12 protein-coding genes and 1 pseudogene are annotated in these 14,890 nt (G+C 62.3%); 9 read left to right on the top strand and 4 right to left on the bottom strand.

Translation table 11 applies throughout. The features are described from left to right. Window positions 1-17: 17 nt before the first annotated feature. Window positions 18-1,361 carry an MATE family efflux transporter gene (locus tag FB481_RS19895; RefSeq protein ID WP_093507055.1) on the bottom strand — a complete coding sequence of 448 codons (1,344 nt, stop codon included), beginning with the start codon at window positions 1,359-1,361 and terminating at the stop codon, window positions 18-20. Window positions 1,362-1,425: 64 nt separating this feature from the next. Further along, entirely contained in the window at window positions 1,426-3,588 is a 2,163-nt protein-coding gene (locus FB481_RS19890; RefSeq protein ID WP_147177490.1) for a TonB-dependent receptor domain-containing protein, read from the bottom strand. A gap of 301 nt (window positions 3,589-3,889) precedes the next feature. Between FB481_RS19890 and FB481_RS19885 the strand changes: the two are divergent. The 8 genes and pseudogenes from FB481_RS19885 to FB481_RS19850 all read left to right on the top strand — a co-directional run bounded on the left by FB481_RS19885 (window position 3,890) and on the right by FB481_RS19850 (window position 11,931). Next, window positions 3,890-4,977: pseudogene (locus FB481_RS19885) on the top strand (ABC transporter substrate-binding protein). Next, window positions 4,958-5,953 (top strand): ABC transporter permease, encoded by a 996-nt coding sequence (locus FB481_RS19880; RefSeq protein ID WP_147177489.1) that lies wholly within the window; start codon window positions 4,958-4,960, stop codon window positions 5,951-5,953. Before FB481_RS19885 ends, FB481_RS19880 begins: the two are co-directional and overlap by 20 nt. Continuing rightward, window positions 5,947-6,738, top strand: a complete 792-nt coding sequence (locus tag FB481_RS19875) for an ABC transporter ATP-binding protein (protein ID WP_093507047.1) — start codon at window positions 5,947-5,949, stop codon at window positions 6,736-6,738. The genes FB481_RS19880 and FB481_RS19875 overlap by 7 nt, the downstream gene beginning before the upstream one ends. A 31-nt stretch (window positions 6,739-6,769) precedes the next feature. Continuing rightward, entirely contained in the window at window positions 6,770-7,690 is a 921-nt protein-coding gene (locus tag FB481_RS19870; protein WP_147177488.1) for an aliphatic sulfonate ABC transporter substrate-binding protein, read from the top strand. After that, window positions 7,687-9,006 (top strand): LLM class flavin-dependent oxidoreductase, encoded by a 1,320-nt coding sequence (locus FB481_RS19865; RefSeq protein ID WP_218571911.1) that lies wholly within the window; start codon window positions 7,687-7,689, stop codon window positions 9,004-9,006. Before FB481_RS19870 ends, FB481_RS19865 begins: the two co-directional genes overlap by 4 nt. A gap of 326 nt (window positions 9,007-9,332) precedes the next feature. After that, window positions 9,333-10,778 carry a cytochrome ubiquinol oxidase subunit I gene (locus FB481_RS19860; RefSeq protein ID WP_093507043.1) on the top strand — a complete coding sequence of 482 codons (1,446 nt, stop codon included), beginning with the start codon at window positions 9,333-9,335 and terminating at the stop codon, window positions 10,776-10,778. A 2-nt stretch (window positions 10,779-10,780) separates the two neighbouring features. Further along, window positions 10,781-11,788, top strand: coding sequence for a cytochrome d ubiquinol oxidase subunit II (gene cydB / locus FB481_RS19855; RefSeq protein ID WP_075933834.1), 1,008 nt, complete (start codon window positions 10,781-10,783; stop codon window positions 11,786-11,788). Next, window positions 11,788-11,931 (top strand): DUF2474 domain-containing protein, encoded by a 144-nt coding sequence (locus FB481_RS19850; protein ID WP_147177487.1) that lies wholly within the window; start codon window positions 11,788-11,790, stop codon window positions 11,929-11,931. The genes cydB and FB481_RS19850 overlap by 1 nt, the downstream gene beginning before the upstream one ends. A gap of 190 nt (window positions 11,932-12,121) precedes the next feature. On the opposite strand, the gene FB481_RS19845 is transcribed toward FB481_RS19850, so the two are convergent. Beyond that, the gene (locus FB481_RS19845; RefSeq protein WP_147177486.1) at window positions 12,122-12,910 is read right to left on the bottom strand and encodes a transporter substrate-binding domain-containing protein; all 789 of its coding nucleotides are present in this window, start codon (window positions 12,908-12,910) and stop codon (window positions 12,122-12,124) included. 117 nt (window positions 12,911-13,027) lie between these two features. Here FB481_RS19845 and FB481_RS19840 point away from each other — a divergent pair, with 117 nt between their 5' ends. Continuing rightward, a complete protein-coding gene (locus tag FB481_RS19840; RefSeq protein ID WP_256662780.1) occupies window positions 13,028-13,183 on the top strand; it encodes a DUF2474 family protein in 156 nt (51 codons plus the stop codon). Between the two features lie 68 nt (window positions 13,184-13,251). Here the strand turns inward: FB481_RS19840 and FB481_RS19835 are convergent, their stop codons facing one another. Beyond that, complete coding sequence (locus tag FB481_RS19835) at window positions 13,252-14,886, bottom strand: TIGR04141 family sporadically distributed protein (RefSeq protein WP_147177484.1); 1,635 nt, start codon at window positions 14,884-14,886, stop codon at window positions 13,252-13,254. Between the last annotated feature and the right edge of the window lie 4 nt (window positions 14,887-14,890).

Below are 14,890 nucleotides of genomic sequence, written 5' to 3'. Positions count from 1 at the left end.
TGGCGGCAAGCGCGGGGTCAACTGCCAGGCGCCGCCAGCCATTGATCACGCCGCGCCAGTTGCCAGGCCAGTGCGCCCAGGGTCAGGCCGCGCAAGGCCATGAAGGCCAGAAAGGCGATCCACAAGCCATGGTTGCCGAACCCCTGCAGCGCCAGGGCGATCGGCAGGCCGATGGCCAGGGCCACAAGCATGGCGTTGCGCATTTCGCGGGCACGGGTGGCGCCGATGAACAGGCCGTCGAGCAGGTAGCTCCACACCGCGAACAGTGGCAGCAGGGCGAGGTAGGGCAGGTAGTGGCCGGCGGTCTCGCGTACCGCGGCGATATCCGTCTGTAGATTGATGAACAGGTGGCCGCCCAAGGCGAACGCCAGGGCGAACACCAGGCTGGCCAGTAGCGACCAGATACCGGCGACGATCAGGCTGCGCTTGAGGGCCAGGCGATCCCGCGCACCGATGGCATGGCCGCATAGCGCCTCGACCGCATGGGCCAGGCCGTCCAGTGCATAGGCGGTGATCAACAGGCCGTTGAGCAGCAGGGCGTTGGCCGCCACCGTGGCGTCGCCCAGCCGCGCGCCCTGAATGGTGATCAGCAGGAACACCGCCTGCAGCGCCAGCGAGCGCAGGAAGATATCGCGGTTCACCGCCAGCAGCGCGCGCCAGCTCTGCCACTGGGCCATCGCCGCCCAGCGGGTGTTGCCCGGGTGGCGACGCAGGGCGCGCCGCGCAAGCGTCAGGCCGACCAGCAACCCGCCCCATTCGGCCAGCACCGCGGCGCGGGCGGCGCCCACCACTTCCCAGTGCAGGCCGAGTACGAACCACAGCGACAGCACGATGTTCAGCAGGTTGGTGACCAGCAGCATCACCAGCGGCGCGCGGGCGTTCTGGGCGCCGAGCAGCCAGCCGATCAGCGCGTAGTTGGCCAACGCTGCGGGCAAACCGAGCAAGCGCGTGTGCAGAAAGTCCCGGGTCAGGCCGTCGAGCTCGGCCGACGGGTTCATCAGACCCAAAGCCAGGCCGCTGAAGGGAATCGCCAGCGCGCCAAGCAACAGTGCCAGCAGGGCGGCGAGCAGCAGGCCCTGCACCAGCACCTGGCGCAGCGCCCCGCCATCACCGCGACCGCAGGCCTGGGCGGCGAAGCCGGTGGTGCCCATGCGCAGAAATCCCAGCACCCCGACGATCAGGATGTACAGGCTGCTGCCCACCGCTACGGCGCCCAGCTGATGGGCGTGGGGCAGGTGGCCGACCACCGCGGTATCGACCAGCGCCACCAGCGGTACGGACAGGTTGGAAAGGATCATCGGCGCCGCCAGCGCCCAGACCCTGCGGTGGGTTGGCGCGTGGCGCCAGGCATCACAAAACATGTACGTCTCCCTGTAGGCGGCGAATTATAAAGGAGACGGCACGGGGTATTCTTATGCTGTGGTGTTAATTGAAACTGTAGGAAACCCCGACATATGCCCCGAAACCTTCGCCCGGTGTCGAGCGGGCGGCATCGGCGCCGTTGTCGTCGTAGCCCGGCGTGACGGTGGCGGCGTAGCGTTTGTCGGTCAGGTTGCGCAGGTCCAGCCAGGTTTGCCAGTCGTCTTTCGGCGAGGCGTAGCCCAGGGTCGCGCCAAAGATCGTGTAGGCATCGGCGTAGTAGGAATTGGCGTAATCCACCGCCACTTTGGAGGCGTACTGGGTGTTTAGCCCGGCGTAGAAACCGTTCGGTAGGCTGTAGCGCAGCTCGGCTTGGTAGTAGTGGCGGGGCAGGCCGGGTAGGTGGTTGTCGCCAAAGGTGGCGTCGTCGCGGTAATGGAAGTCGCTGAAGGTGTAGGCCTGGCGCAAGGCCAGAGCGCCGGCCGCGCCGCCGTCCCACAACGGGCTGTCGAGGCCCAGCTCGATGCCTTGGTGGATGGTCGGGCTGGCGTTGGCTTCGGAAGGCGGCACGCCAGTGGTGATTTCCACGGTCAGCAGCTCATGGCGCACCAGCGAGTAGTAATAGGCCACGTCCCACTGGCCCAGCGCGGAGTCGCCACGGCCACCGACTTCGAAGGTCGTCGCTGTCTGGTTATCCAGCGAGATCGGCGCGCGCTGGCGGGCAGCGTACGGCTGGTTGCTGTTGGGGAAACGCAGCGGCGAACTCCAGAGCATCGACCAGGCGTGGGGCGGCTCGATCGAGCGGCTGACATTGCCGTAGAGCTGCACGTCCGGGTTGAGCTGGTAGCGCAGGCCGATACGCGGCGCGTAATCCCAGGTGTGCTCGCTGAGCTTATCGTCGGTGGCCGGCCAGGTCACCTGTACTTCACGGCGGGTGTAGATCAGCGCCAGGCCGCTGGTCAGCCACAGGTCAGGTGCCAGCTCGGTTTCGTTGCCGATATGCAGCACGTTGTCCGAGCCCAGGTGCTCGTAGGCGCGCATCAGGGTGCCGGCTGGGTAGGCGGTGCCGTTTACGTTGATCGGCAGCGCCGCATTTTCCCTGGACTTGCTGCTCGGCAAGTTGGTGGTGCTACGGAAACCGACGGTGGTGGTGCTGTCGAGCCCGAACAGGCTGTGGCGGCGTGTGTAGTTCAGGGTGCCGCTCACGTCGCTGTAGTCCACGCGCACCCGGTAGGTGTTACCGTTGGGCGAGCTGTTCTCGACGATATCCATCGGGTAATGGTGATAGGCCAGGCCGGCCACCAGGGTGGAGTCGTCGTCGATCTGCCCGGTGGTCTTGTTGGCCAGCCAGGTGCTGCCAGGTTGGTCACGGTGCGCGTTGATACGCAGATTGTTGGCAGCGGCCGCCCTTGGGTCGTGCTCGATCTGCGCCTTGGTCAGCCGACCTGGGACGTCATGCTCTGTTTCCCGGTAGCGCAGGTAGAAGCGCGTCTCCAGGTTGTCGTTGAGGCGATAGCCGACGTTGGCGGCCACGCCCTGGCCCTTGCCCGACGAATGATCCTGATAGCCGTCGTAACGGCTGTCGGTGACGTTGACGTAGTAATCGACATCGCCCAGCACCTGCCCGGAGCTGATGCTGCGCTTCTGGTAACCGTGGCTGCCGGCTTCATAGCGCAATTGCAACTTGTCGGCATCACGGCCGGTGCGGGTGATGTAGTCGATGGCGCCGCCCAGGGCCAGGGAGCCCTTGTCGAACCCATTGGCGCCGCGCAGCACTTCGGCGCGGCTTATCCACAGCGGTTCCAGCAGCTCATAAGGCGTACCGCCCGAGCCGGTCAGCGGCAAACCGTCGAGCATGACGTGGTTGCCGGAGGCGTGGGAGCCGGTGCCGCGGTTGATGCCCGAGCCGCGGATGGCGATCTTGATGCCCTCGTTACCCGGCGACTGCGCATAAACGCCCGGCTGGTAGGCCAGCACATCGGCATTGCCAGCCACGCGGCCCTGCTCGACGCGCTGCATGTCCACCAGATTGGTGCCGCCCGGCACCTCCTTGAGTTGCGCCTCGGCCACCTGCTGCTCGGTCAGCGCCTGCTCGGTGATCTGTACGCCTTCGATCTGCAGGCTGCCCGTCGCGGTCTCGGCATGGGCGACAGGCAGCACTACGCAGCCCAGCAGGCTGGCAGCCAGCAGGTGACGTGGGCGCAGGGCGTACGGGGGCAGGCAAGGCATTCGGTAGGTTCTCCGGGAAGCGGCATTTGGGATAGCGCGGGGTAGGACGGTGACTCGTTGCGATAAGCCACGTCTGGCAGTTGGCAATCCGCTAACGGTGCTGGGGTTGTCGGGAGAGAGGATGGATTAACTTTCTCGTTTGGCATATTAGGTTATGCCTAAATTGAATTTCCCTGTGGATCGTCAAGCCGATACCGTCTAAGGCCTTTCCTGTGAAGCTGGCTGTAAAAGCCCGCCGAAGCACCTTATCCGCACGCTACCCGACCACGCGGCGCATGCACGACTCTCTTATGGAGGCGCCATGCCCATCTCTGTGCTCAACCGTCGTCAGTTGCTTGCCCTGGCGGGTACCGCCACCGCGACGGCGTTCGCCAGCCGCTTCGCCTGGGCCGATGCCGGTCATGCTGGCCACGGCGCCCATACCGGGCATGCCGGCCAAGGTACGCAACCGGTTGGCAGCGGCCTGGATCTGGACAGCGATCGCTGGGTCTTGCCCGAGCCGCGCAAGATCAAACTGGCCACCAACCTCAATGCCGTGTGCCTGGCACCCGTGGCGGTTGCCGACAGCCAGGGCATCTTCAAGCGCCATAACCTGGAGGTCGAGTTCGTCAACTTCGGCAACTCCACCGAGGTGCTGCTCGAATCCATGGCCACCGGCAAGGCCGACGCCGCCACCGGCATGGCGCTGCGCTGGCTCAAGGCGCTGGAGCAGGGCTTTGACGTCAAGCTGACCGCCGGCACCCACGGTGGTTGCCTGCGCCTGCTGACCCTGGACGATGGTCCGAAAAGCTTCGAGGCGCTGAAGGGCACCACCATCGGCGTCACCGACATGGCTGCTGCGGACAAGAACTTCTTCTCGCTGATGCTCAAGCGCCATGGCGTCGACCCGGTGCGCGACGTGACCTGGCGGGTGTACCCCATCGACCTGCTCAGCGTTGCTCTGAGAAGGGCGAGATCCAGGCCGCCAGTGGCTCCGATCCACTGATGTACCGGGTCAAGCAGCAGCCGGGCTTCGCCGAGCTGGCGACCAACATGATCGAGGAGTACGCCAACATGAGCTGCTGCGTGGTCGGGGTCAGCGGCGAGCTGGCGCGCAACGACACGCCGGTGGCGGCGGCCATCACCCACTCGATCCTGCAGGCCCATGCCTGGGCGTCGCGCAACCCCGATGCGGTGGCCGAGGAGTTTCTCAAGTTCGCCATCAACACCTCCAAGGAAGAGGTGCGCGCCATCCTCACCGAGCACACCCACGGCTACTACTCGGTCGGCAATACCTTCGTGAAGGAGATCGCGGTATACGCCCGCGACCTGAAGAACGTCGAGGTGCTGCGCCCGCGTACCGATCCCCTGGAATTCGCGGAGAGCATCCATGCCGACGTATTCGCTTGAGCAAGGCCAGGTGCAGCCGCGCGTGGCCACGCCGCTCTGGCGCGGTGGTCTGCTGGCCGCATTGGCCTGGATAGCCTTCGCCCTGTTCACCGCGTTCTACCCCGATGGCGGCAAGCCCTGGCCCTTCACCCAGGAGCTGGCGTACGTCGGTGCTGGTGTCGGCGTGCTACTGGCACTGCTTGGCATTCTGCCGGGGCCGTTCGGCCGGCTGGTGGAGCGTCTGCGTCCGGCAGGCGCCTGGTTGGTGGCATTGCCCGTGCTGCTCGGTGTGTGGCTACTGGTTACCGCCAAGGTCGTGCTGCTGCCGGTGCCGTTCTTCGCGCCGCCCCAGGCGCTGATCGAGGTGTTCGTCGATGACTGGTTACGCCTTGGTGAAAGCCTGCTGCATTCGTTATGGCTGCTGGTCAATGGCGTGGTGGTGGGCGGCATCGCCGGTTTCATAGCAGGCGTGGCGATTGGCTGGTCGCATCGCATCGGCTATTGGGTTCATCCGGTGCTGCGCATCCTCGGGCCGATTCCCTCCACCGCGCTGCTGCCGATCTGCTTCTTCTTTTTCCCGACCAGCTGGAGCGCCAGCGTATTCCTGATCGCCCTGGCGACCTGGTTCCCGGTCACGGTACTGACCTGGTCCGGCGTGGCCAGCGTCGACAAGGCGTACTACGAGGTGGCCCGTACCCTGGGCGCCAATTCGCGCTTTCTGGTCTGGCGAGTAGCGATTCCGGCTGCATTGCCTCATGTGTTTGTCGGCTTGTTCATGGGCCTCGGCGCCTCGTTTTCGGTGCTGGTGGTGGCCGAGATGATGGGCGTCAAGGCTGGCCTCGGCTGGTACCTGCAGTGGGCCCAGGGCTGGGCCGCCTACGCCAACATGTACGCTGCGCTGCTGGTGATGGCGCTGCTTTGCTCGGGGCTGATCACCTTGCTGTTCATCGTCCGTGATCGGGTGCTGTCCTGGCAGAAGGGGGCGGTGAAATGGTGAACGTCGCAACCGCTCATCCGCTTCAGGCTGCGGGCATGAGCCTGGATATCCGCGGCCTCAGCCATGCCTTCGACCTGGGTGACAGCCGCCTGCCGGTGCTCGACAAGGTCGACCTGCAACTGGCACCCGGCGAAAGCGTCGGCCTGCTCGGGCCATCCGGCTGCGGCAAGTCGACCCTGCTGCGTCTGGTCGCCGGGCTGGAGAGCCTGCAGAGCGGTAGCCTGCTGGCCGACGGTGCCGCGCTTGCCGGGCCGCATCACTCGCGGGTGCTGGTGTTTCAGGACCCGACGCTCTATCCCTGGCGCAGTGTGTGGAACAACGTCGCCCTCGGCCTGCAGGCGCGCGGTCAGCTCCGGGAGCAGAAGCACCGCGTCGACGAGACGCTGCGCAAGGTTGGCTTGCTGGAATTTCGCGAGGCATACCCGCGCCAACTCTCCGGCGGCATGGCGCAGCGTGTGGCGCTGGCCCGCGCACTGATCAACGAGCCGCGCCTGCTGTTGCTCGACGAGCCACTGGGCAAGCTCGACTCGCTGACCCGCATCGCCATGCAGAGCGAGCTGATTCGCCTGTGGCAGCAGCAGGCCTACAGCTCACTGCTGGTTACCCACGATGTCGAGGAGGCGCTGCTGCTCTGCGACCGCGTGCTCGTGTTCTCGGCGCGCCCGGCGCGGGTGCTGGCCGAACTCAAGGTCGAGCGCTCCTATCCGCGTCGCCGCGACGATCCGCGTCTGCTCGAGCTGCGTCACCACGCCTTGCAGTTGCTGGGGCAGGGCAGTGACTGGTGAGCATCCCCTTATGTTCTGTTGGAGCCGTCTAATGAAGATTCGCACCGGCCTGTCGGCCCTTTTACTGTCCACCCTGTCGCTGGCGGTGTCCGCCGCTGACCTGACCATCGGCGACCAGCGTGGCAATGCGCGCGCTGTCATGGAGGCGGCCGGCGTACTCGACGGCCTGGATTATCAGATCCAGTGGCGCGAGTTTCCCAACGCCGCCCCGTTGCTCGAAGCCCTGCGCGCCGGCCACCTCGATGGTGGCCTGGTCGGCGAGGCGCCGCTGACCTTCGCCGCAGCGGCTGGGCTGGAGGCCAAGGCGATTCAGGCGGCGAGCTACCTGGGCAACGCGTTGATCATCAGCGGCAATGCCGGCATCGCCTCGGTCGCCGACCTCAATGGCAAGAAGATCGCCGCGGTCAAAGGCTCGTCCGGCCAGGCGCTGGCGCTCAATGCCCTGGCGCGTGCCGGGCTGAAACCGAGCGACGTGACCTTCGTCAACACCACGCCCTCGGAGGCGACCCTGGCCTTGAGCAACGGCAGCGTCGATGCCGTCGCCACCTGGGAGCCCTACGTATCCTTTGCCGTGCAGCAGAGCGGCGCGAAGATTCTCGCCGACGGCAAGGACTACCCGAGCCTCAATTACCTGGTGGCCGCCAACACGGTGCTGCAGGGCAAGCGTGCTGAACTCAAGGATTTCGCCGCGCGGCTGGCGCAGGCGCGGATCTGGGGCGCGGCGCATCCCGAGCCCTACGCCAAGGCCATCGCCAGCCTGCTCAAGCTGCCCCAGGCGGTGGCGCTGGGCAAGGTGCAGCGTGAGGTCAATACGCCGGAGACCGACCTCGCCGCCGTGCGCGCGCTGCAGCAGGCGACCATCGACCTGTATCAGCGTGAAGGCTTGATCCCGCGGAGCTTCCCGGCGGATAGCGTGATCGAGGCGAGCTTCTTCGCGGAGCAAACGCCATGATGCACCTGGCGCTGTACCAGGAGGCTGGCACCCATCAGGGTGGCTGGCGCCATCCGCACTCCGCCTCCACCGGCTCGGTCGACTGGCCGTTGTACAAGACCATTGCCCGACGCGCTGAAGCGGCCTGCCTGGACATGCTGTTCGTGGCCGACAAGCTGTCGATCGACGACAACTACGGCGGCCACTTTACCGAGACGGTGCGCTACCGTCCGGTGGTGCGGCCCGAGCCGCTGACCCTGCTGTCCGCTCTGGCTGCGGTGACCGACCGCATCGGCGTGGGCGGCACGGTGTCGTCGTCCTATGCGCTGCCTTACAGCGCGGCGCGCATGCTGGCCAATATCGACCACATCAGCGGCGGCCGTGCGGCCTGGAATCTGGTGACCTCGGCCAGCGATGGCGAGGCGCGCAACTTCGGCCGTCAGCAGCACTACGGCCATGCCGAGCGGTACGCTCGCGCCGGCGAGTTCATCGAGGTGGTGCAGAAACTCTGGGACAGCTGGGGCGACGAGGCGCTGCTGCTCGACGCGCAGCAGGGCGTGTTCGCCGACCCGGCTGCTTTCCATTACCTGCATCACCGTGGTGAGTTCTTCGATATCAAAGGCCCGATCAACATTCCGCGCCCGCCCCAGGGCCAACCGGTGTTGATCCAGGCCGGGGTGTCCGAGGCGTTTCTCGACCTGGCGGCGAAGAATGCCGAAGTGGTGTTCGTGGTGCATCCGCAACTGGAGCGCGCCAAGGCGTTCTACCGCCTGCTCAAGGACAAGACACGCAGCCATGGCCGCGACCCGGACACGCTGAAGATCCTGCCCGGCATCGTGCCGGTGGTGGGCGAAACCCATGCAGCGGCGCTGGCCAAGGACCGTCTGCTCAAGGAGCTGATTCGCCCCGAGGCGGGGTTGAGCTTCATGTCCGCCAGCATGAACCACGATCTGGCGCAGTATCCGCAGGATGGGCCGTTCCCGGACATCCGCGAGGCCATCACCGGCAGCAAGGGGCGTTTTCAGTATGTGATCCAGCAGGCTCTCGAACTGGGCCTGACGGTCGGGCAAACGGGCAAGCGCTATGCCGAGAGCCTCAGCTTCTTCTCGCCGGTCGGCTCGCCCGAAGGTGTGGCCGAGCAGCTCGCCGAGTGGTACCGCGCGGGTGCCTGCGACGGTTTCGTGATCCTGCCGCCCTATCTGGAAGCGCAAGGCGATCTGTTCCTCGAAGGCGTGGTGCCAGCCTTGCAGGCGTCCGGACTGTTCCGCACCGCATATCCCGGCCAGACCCTGCGCGATACCCTTGGGCTGGCTCGGCCGGCGAGTCGGTTCGTCTGAGCGGGCCAACAGCCTTGGCCATTTCCCGGCGGTGGCGATTCGCCGCCTCGCCTGCCTTCTTTCGCCGCGCTGTTGCTACCTGACGCCGCGAGCGGCTGCATAGTCCTTCATCTGATAACGCGCACGTTGCGCCGCGCCCGCGGAGCTAAGTCAGAACGCCGCAGCGACAGCCTGTCGCGCGGCATCCAGCCACGCTGGTAAGTGGCGTGGCGAGGCGTAATCTGAAGGCGATCCATTGATCCAGATCAAGGCGCCTTTCGCCTTGGCTGTCTGCGGTACACGCATAACAAGAAGTCGATAACTAACTCTGATCGAGGGGCTCGTCCATGTTCGGCCTAGAGGCTTTGGATCTTGCGCGCATCCAGTTCGCCTTCACCATTTCCTTTCACATCATCTTTCCCGCCATCACCATCGGCCTGGCCAGTTACCTGGCGGTGCTCGAAGGCCTGTGGCTGAAAACCGGGCAGACGGTGTACCGCGACCTCTACCACTTCTGGGTGAAGATCTTCGCGGTCAACTTCGGCATGGGTGTGGTCTCCGGTCTGGTGATGGCCTACCAGTTCGGCACCAACTGGAGTGCCTTCTCGGATTTCGCTGGTTCGGTCACCGGGCCGCTGCTGGCCTACGAGGTGCTCACCGCGTTCTTCCTCGAGGCGGGCTTTCTCGGCGTCATGCTGTTTGGCTGGAACCGCGTGGGGCCGGGCCTGCACTTCTTCTCGACGGTGATGGTGGCGGTCGGCACGCTGATCTCGACCTTCTGGATTCTTGCCTCCAACAGCTGGATGCAGACGCCCCAGGGCTTCGAGATCGTCGACGGCCGGGTGATCCCGGTGGACTGGTTCGCGGTGGTGTTCAACCCGTCGTTCCCGTATCGCCTGGCGCACATGGCCACCGCCGCATTCCTGGCCACCGCGTTCTTCGTCGGCGCCTCGGCGGCCTGGCACCTGTTGCGCGGGCGCGATACGCCGGCGATGCGCAAGATGTTCTCCATGGCCCTGTGGATGGCCCTGCTGGTCGCGCCGGTGCAGGCGGTGATCGGCGACTTCCACGGCCTCAACACGCTGAAGCATCAACCGGCGAAGATCGCCGCCATCGAAGGCCACTGGGACAACAGCTCCGGCGAGCCGACACCGCTGATCCTGTTCGGCTGGCCGGACATGCAGCGCGAGGAGACTCGCTTCAAGATCGAGGTGCCGTACCTGGGCAGCCTGATCCTCACCCACAGCCTGGACAAGCAGGTGCCGGCGCTCAAGGAGTTCGCCAAGGAGGACCGGCCCAACTCGACCATCGTGTTCTGGTCGTTCCGCATCATGGTCGCCATGGGCTTGCTGATGATCCTCGCCGGTGTGTGGAGCCTGTGGCTGCGCTGGCGCGGCAGCCTCTACCGGTCGCGCCCGTTCCTGTACTTCTGCCTGTGGATGGGCCCGTCCGGGTTGATCGCCATCCTCGCCGGCTGGTTCACCACCGAGATCGGCCGCCAGCCGTGGGTGGTCTACGGTCTGATGCGCACCGCCGAGGGCGTGTCGATGCACAGCGCCGCGCAATTGGGCCTGACTCTGGTGCTGTTCGTGGTGGTGTACTTCGCGGTGTTCGGCGCGGGCTTCGGCTACGTGATGCGCCTGGTGCGCAAGGGGCCGGTCACCGGCGAGGGCGATCATCAGGATGACGGCGGGCCGGGCACCCGGCATACGCCCGCGCGGCCGTTGTCGGCCGCCAAAGAGGGCACCGACGACAGTGACCACGGCGGTGAACACGCCGAAGGGAGGGCATGACCATGGGTATCGATCTGTCAGTCATCTGGGCGGTGATCATCGTCTTCGGGGTGATGATGTACGTGATCATGGACGGCTTCGATCTGGGCATCGGCATCCTCTTCCCGTTCGTGCCCGACAAGGGCGAGCGCGACGTGATGATGAACACCGTGGCGCCCGTGTGGGATGGCAACGAAACCTGGCTGGTGCTCGGTGGCGCCGGGCTGTTCGCGGCCTTTCCGCTGGCCTACTCGGTGGTGCTCAGCGCCCTGTATTTGCCGCTGATGTTCATGCTGCTGGGCCTGGTGTTTCGCGGCGTGGCCTTCGAGTTTCGCTTCAAGGCCAAGGACCACAAGCGGCATATCTGGGACAAGGCGTTCATCGGGGGATCGGTGGCGGCGACCTTCTTCCAGGGCGTGGCGCTGGGCGCATTCATCGAAGGCATCCCGGTCGAGGGCCGGGCATTCTCAGGTGGTTCGCTGGACTGGCTGGCGCCGTTTCCGCTGTTCAGCGGCCTGGGGCTGATCGCGGCTTATGCGCTGCTCGGTTGTACCTGGCTGATCATGAAGACCGAAGGCCGCCTGCAAAAGCAGATGCACGACCTGGCCCGGCCACTGGCACTCGCGCTGCTGGCGGTCATCGGCATCGTCAGCCTGTGGACGCCGCTGTCCCAGGCGAGCATTGCCGAGCGCTGGTTCACCTTCCCCAACCTGCTGTGGTTCGCCCCGGTGCCGCTGCTGGTGCTGGCGAGCTTCTTCTACCTGCTGCGCTCGGTGGCCAACCACGACAACAGCAAGCCGTTCGTGCTGACCCTGGTGCTGATCTTTCTCGGCTACAGCGGCCTGGGCATCAGCCTGTGGCCGAACATCGTGCCCGGCTCGCTGACCATCTGGCAGGCTGCCGCTCCACCGCAAAGCCAGGGCTTCGCCCTGGTCGGCGCGCTGCTGATCATCCCGATCATCCTCGTCTACACCGCCTGGAGCTACTACGTGTTCCGCGGCAAGGTCACGCCGGATCAGGGGTACCACTGATGAACAACACCACCGAAAAGAAACCCCTCTGGCAACGCATCGCCTGGCTGGCCGGCATCTGGACGGTCAGCGTGCTGAGCCTGGGGCTGGTGTCGTATCTTTTGCGGTTGTTCATGAATGCGGCGGGGTTGAGTACGCCGTAGGAGCCGTTGCCGACGGGTAGGCGTGGATTGGGGTGCGTAGCTGGCGCTGATGATCGTTCCCACGCTCCGCGTGGGAACGTATCCCGTGGCGCTCCGCGCCGCATCTGCGGACTTGGCTGCGGAGGAGTCGGACGCGGAGCGTCCTGCTGATGCATTCCCACGCAGAGCGTGGGAACGATGTTGTGAGCGGTTACTGCCCCGGCACCGCCAGCCAGTGGCCAAGGGTTTTCTGATACGCGCCGGTGGCCTTGCTCAGGTGCAGCCACTGATCCACATAGCTCTTCCAAGCCATGTCGTCGCGCGGTAGCAGATAGGCCTTCTCACCGTATTGCATGTAGGCGGTCGGGTTGACGGCGCACAGGCCGGGCATGCGTTTCTGCTGGTACAGGGCCTCGGACGAGTCGGTGATCATCACGTCGGCGCGCTTGTCCAGCAGCTCCTGGAAGATGGTCTTGTTGTCGTGGAAATTCAGCTGCGCCTTTGGCAGGTAGGCCCGGGCAAAGGCTTCATTGGTGCCGCCGGCCGGTTCGATCAAACGCACCTCTGGCCTGTTGATCTGCTCGATGGTCTGGTAGCGCGACACGTCTTCACAGCGCACCAGGGGAATCTTGCCGTCGACATCCAGGGTGCTGCTGAAGAAGGCCTTCTTCTGGCGCTCCAGCGTCACCGAAATACCGCCCATGCCGATATCGCACTTGCCCGCCACCATGTCGGGCATCAGGGTTTTCCAGGTGGTCGGCACCCACTGCACCTTCACCCCAAGGCTCTGCGCGAGCGACTGGGCCATTTCGATATCGATGCCCTCGTAACCGCCGTCCTGGCGCAGAAAGGTATAGGGCTTGTAATCGCCGGTGGTGCACACCGCCAGTTGTCCCTTCTCCAGCACCTTGTCCAGGTGCGATGGCGTTTCCTGAGCCTGGGCAAAACCCGATAGGCCGATAAGCAAGGTGGTGATGGCGCTGATTTTTAGATTTTTCATGGTGGGTCGAACTCGCGGTTGAAGGCGGGGAGGCGAGGGGACAAGGTAAGGACAAGAGCGTGGCTGGGGCAAGGCTTGGAGTAGGTCGGAGGCCACGTTGATTTGTGTTCTGATCAGGTGCTTGAGTGCTGTGGACAGGCTCCGCGTTGTCTACCCTACTTGCTGGCAACGCAACGTCTGACCTACATCTGGACGGTCAGCGTGCTGAGTGTGGGGCTGGTGTCGTATCTGCTGCGGCTATTAGTGAATGCGGTGGCATTGAGTACGCCGTAATGGCGAGACTGATCGCTCCCACGCAGGGCATGGGATCGATACAAGCGGTGGGCAAGCTTCGCGTTGTCCTATGTACTTGGTTTCGGTTCTGTACCTGCGCCTGCGATAGTTACGCTAAAACCCCTTTGAGATAGGTTCTCAAAGGTTTTAGATAGATTTACTTTGCTAAAAAAAGGTAGGTTTTCCTTTAGGCTTACAGTGTCTTCTCCAAGTATCAAGAAAACGATTTCCATGTCGTCACTTTTAAAGTTGTTAAGCGGTACGGAGTCTTGCAGTCCGTTGTGAACCCGCTTTAAAACTTTTCTTGCTTCTTTTCTAAATTCTATGTCGCCAAGCATTATTTCGGCTGAGATATTTCCTTGTGCAAATAAGTGGCTCAGTCCGGCAGATCCACCTTTTCTATGTTTTACATGAATTAGCTGGTTGTGGTTTGTCATCAAGTCGCATAGTTCGATAGGAGTTGTTGCTCTATTGGTCTTTACTAATTTTTTATCTAGTAGGTGATATTGGAAGTCCTTGGATGCCCTTTCGTTGTATTCACCCTCTGTCTCGATCATTGATTTGCTTTTTCCGTCCTTTACCTCAGTCCAAGTATGGATTTTAGGGAAAGATAAGGATGATGGTTTTATGAGGTTCAGTGTCATGTTTATTCGTGAGATAAAGCTGTTATCTATTTCGTACCATATCCCCGAAAAGAGAATGCAAGTTTTGCTCGATGCTTTGTGCTCAAAGTAAATGCATTTGTAAATTTGATAATCTGATTCATTTCCATGAATGTCGAATACGAAAATTCGGTCTCTTTTGATTGATTCAATTGTCGTTGAGCTTACATCAATGTTGTCTAGGTATTCCTGTGTATCTACTATTGGTTTGATCGTGCCTTTTGTTCTTGTGAAACTAAAGCCCCAGATACTGTCCCATTGAACAATCTCAGGGAGGGTGATGGTGATGTTCGGGCTCTTGGCCTTTATTTTTTCAAGTAATTTTTCATCAAGGAAGTCTATTTCTGACTTTTCTTTTACCTTTCGAATGTTATCGACCCACGAAAATTCATTCTTATATGAGTCGTTGTTGTAATAGTCAGATAGTTGGTCAACTAATTCTGGAAGTCTTTCAATTTCTAGATCAGTGCTGAATGAGTAAACAGAGTCGCCTCCAGATATGGTGTGGAAGTCTACTCCTGTTTTAGGTGACCCTGTGACAGCCCTTAGAACGTCTTTTGAAATATCGATTCCAAAAACACCAACTCCAGACTTCCGCGAAGCTTGGGATTTTTTTTGTACGGCTTGATCGTCCAAAGTGAATAAGTCAACACTGCGTAAGCTGTCGTGGTTTAAAGTGTTGAGGGCGGTTTTAATGCCGAAGTCTGGCGCAAAATATTGCGTGTCTATTAAGAATCTACCGTAACCAAATGTAAATGCCATTGTTGAGTTGTTTGTTTTTATAATCAGAACTGCAGAGCTCGAGCGATTAGATAATTCTTCTAAAGAGGTACCGGTAAGGCTCTCGGCGAATGTGCTCCATTTAGGTTTCTTTTCATCCGGGACTTTTATGTATAATTTGCCGTCCAGCTCGTGCTTGCCTTCCAATTCGTAGGCGTTTACTTGTGCTGATGGTTTCAAGAATTCAATAGGCTGCCGAGCCGTGAATTCATCCTTTACCAAAAAAGCATTTAAATATAGGTATGGTTTTTTCTCTTCCATTGAG

The organism is Pseudomonas sp. AG1028 (assembly GCF_007993955.1).
GTDB lineage: Bacteria > Pseudomonadota > Gammaproteobacteria > Pseudomonadales > Pseudomonadaceae > Aquipseudomonas > Aquipseudomonas straminea.
Note: the sequence above shows the minus strand (reverse complement) of the source record. Positions and strands in the feature narration are given on the sequence as shown.

What these genes read in the sequence shown, in the direction of transcription:
- FB481_RS19835 (WP_147177484.1), bottom strand. Translation starts at nt 14,886, where the DNA reads ATGGAAGAGAAAAAACCATACCTATATTTAAATGCTTTTTTGGTAAAG.
- FB481_RS19845 (WP_147177486.1), bottom strand. Translation starts at nt 12,910, where the DNA reads ATGAAAAATCTAAAAATCAGCGCCATCACCACCTTGCTTATCGGCCTA.
- FB481_RS19870 (WP_147177488.1), top strand. Translation starts at nt 6,770, where the DNA reads ATGAAGATTCGCACCGGCCTGTCGGCCCTTTTACTGTCCACCCTGTCG.
- FB481_RS19860 (WP_093507043.1), top strand. Translation starts at nt 9,333, where the DNA reads ATGTTCGGCCTAGAGGCTTTGGATCTTGCGCGCATCCAGTTCGCCTTC.
- FB481_RS19895 (WP_093507055.1), bottom strand. Translation starts at nt 1,361, where the DNA reads ATGTTTTGTGATGCCTGGCGCCACGCGCCAACCCACCGCAGGGTCTGG.
- FB481_RS19865 (WP_218571911.1), top strand. Translation starts at nt 7,687, where the DNA reads ATGATGCACCTGGCGCTGTACCAGGAGGCTGGCACCCATCAGGGTGGC.
- FB481_RS19890 (WP_147177490.1), bottom strand. Translation starts at nt 3,588, where the DNA reads ATGCCTTGCCTGCCCCCGTACGCCCTGCGCCCACGTCACCTGCTGGCT.
- cydB (WP_075933834.1), top strand. Translation starts at nt 10,781, where the DNA reads ATGGGTATCGATCTGTCAGTCATCTGGGCGGTGATCATCGTCTTCGGG.
- FB481_RS19875 (WP_093507047.1), top strand. Translation starts at nt 5,947, where the DNA reads ATGGTGAACGTCGCAACCGCTCATCCGCTTCAGGCTGCGGGCATGAGC.
- FB481_RS19850 (WP_147177487.1), top strand. Translation starts at nt 11,788, where the DNA reads ATGAACAACACCACCGAAAAGAAACCCCTCTGGCAACGCATCGCCTGG.
- FB481_RS19880 (WP_147177489.1), top strand. Translation starts at nt 4,958, where the DNA reads ATGCCGACGTATTCGCTTGAGCAAGGCCAGGTGCAGCCGCGCGTGGCC.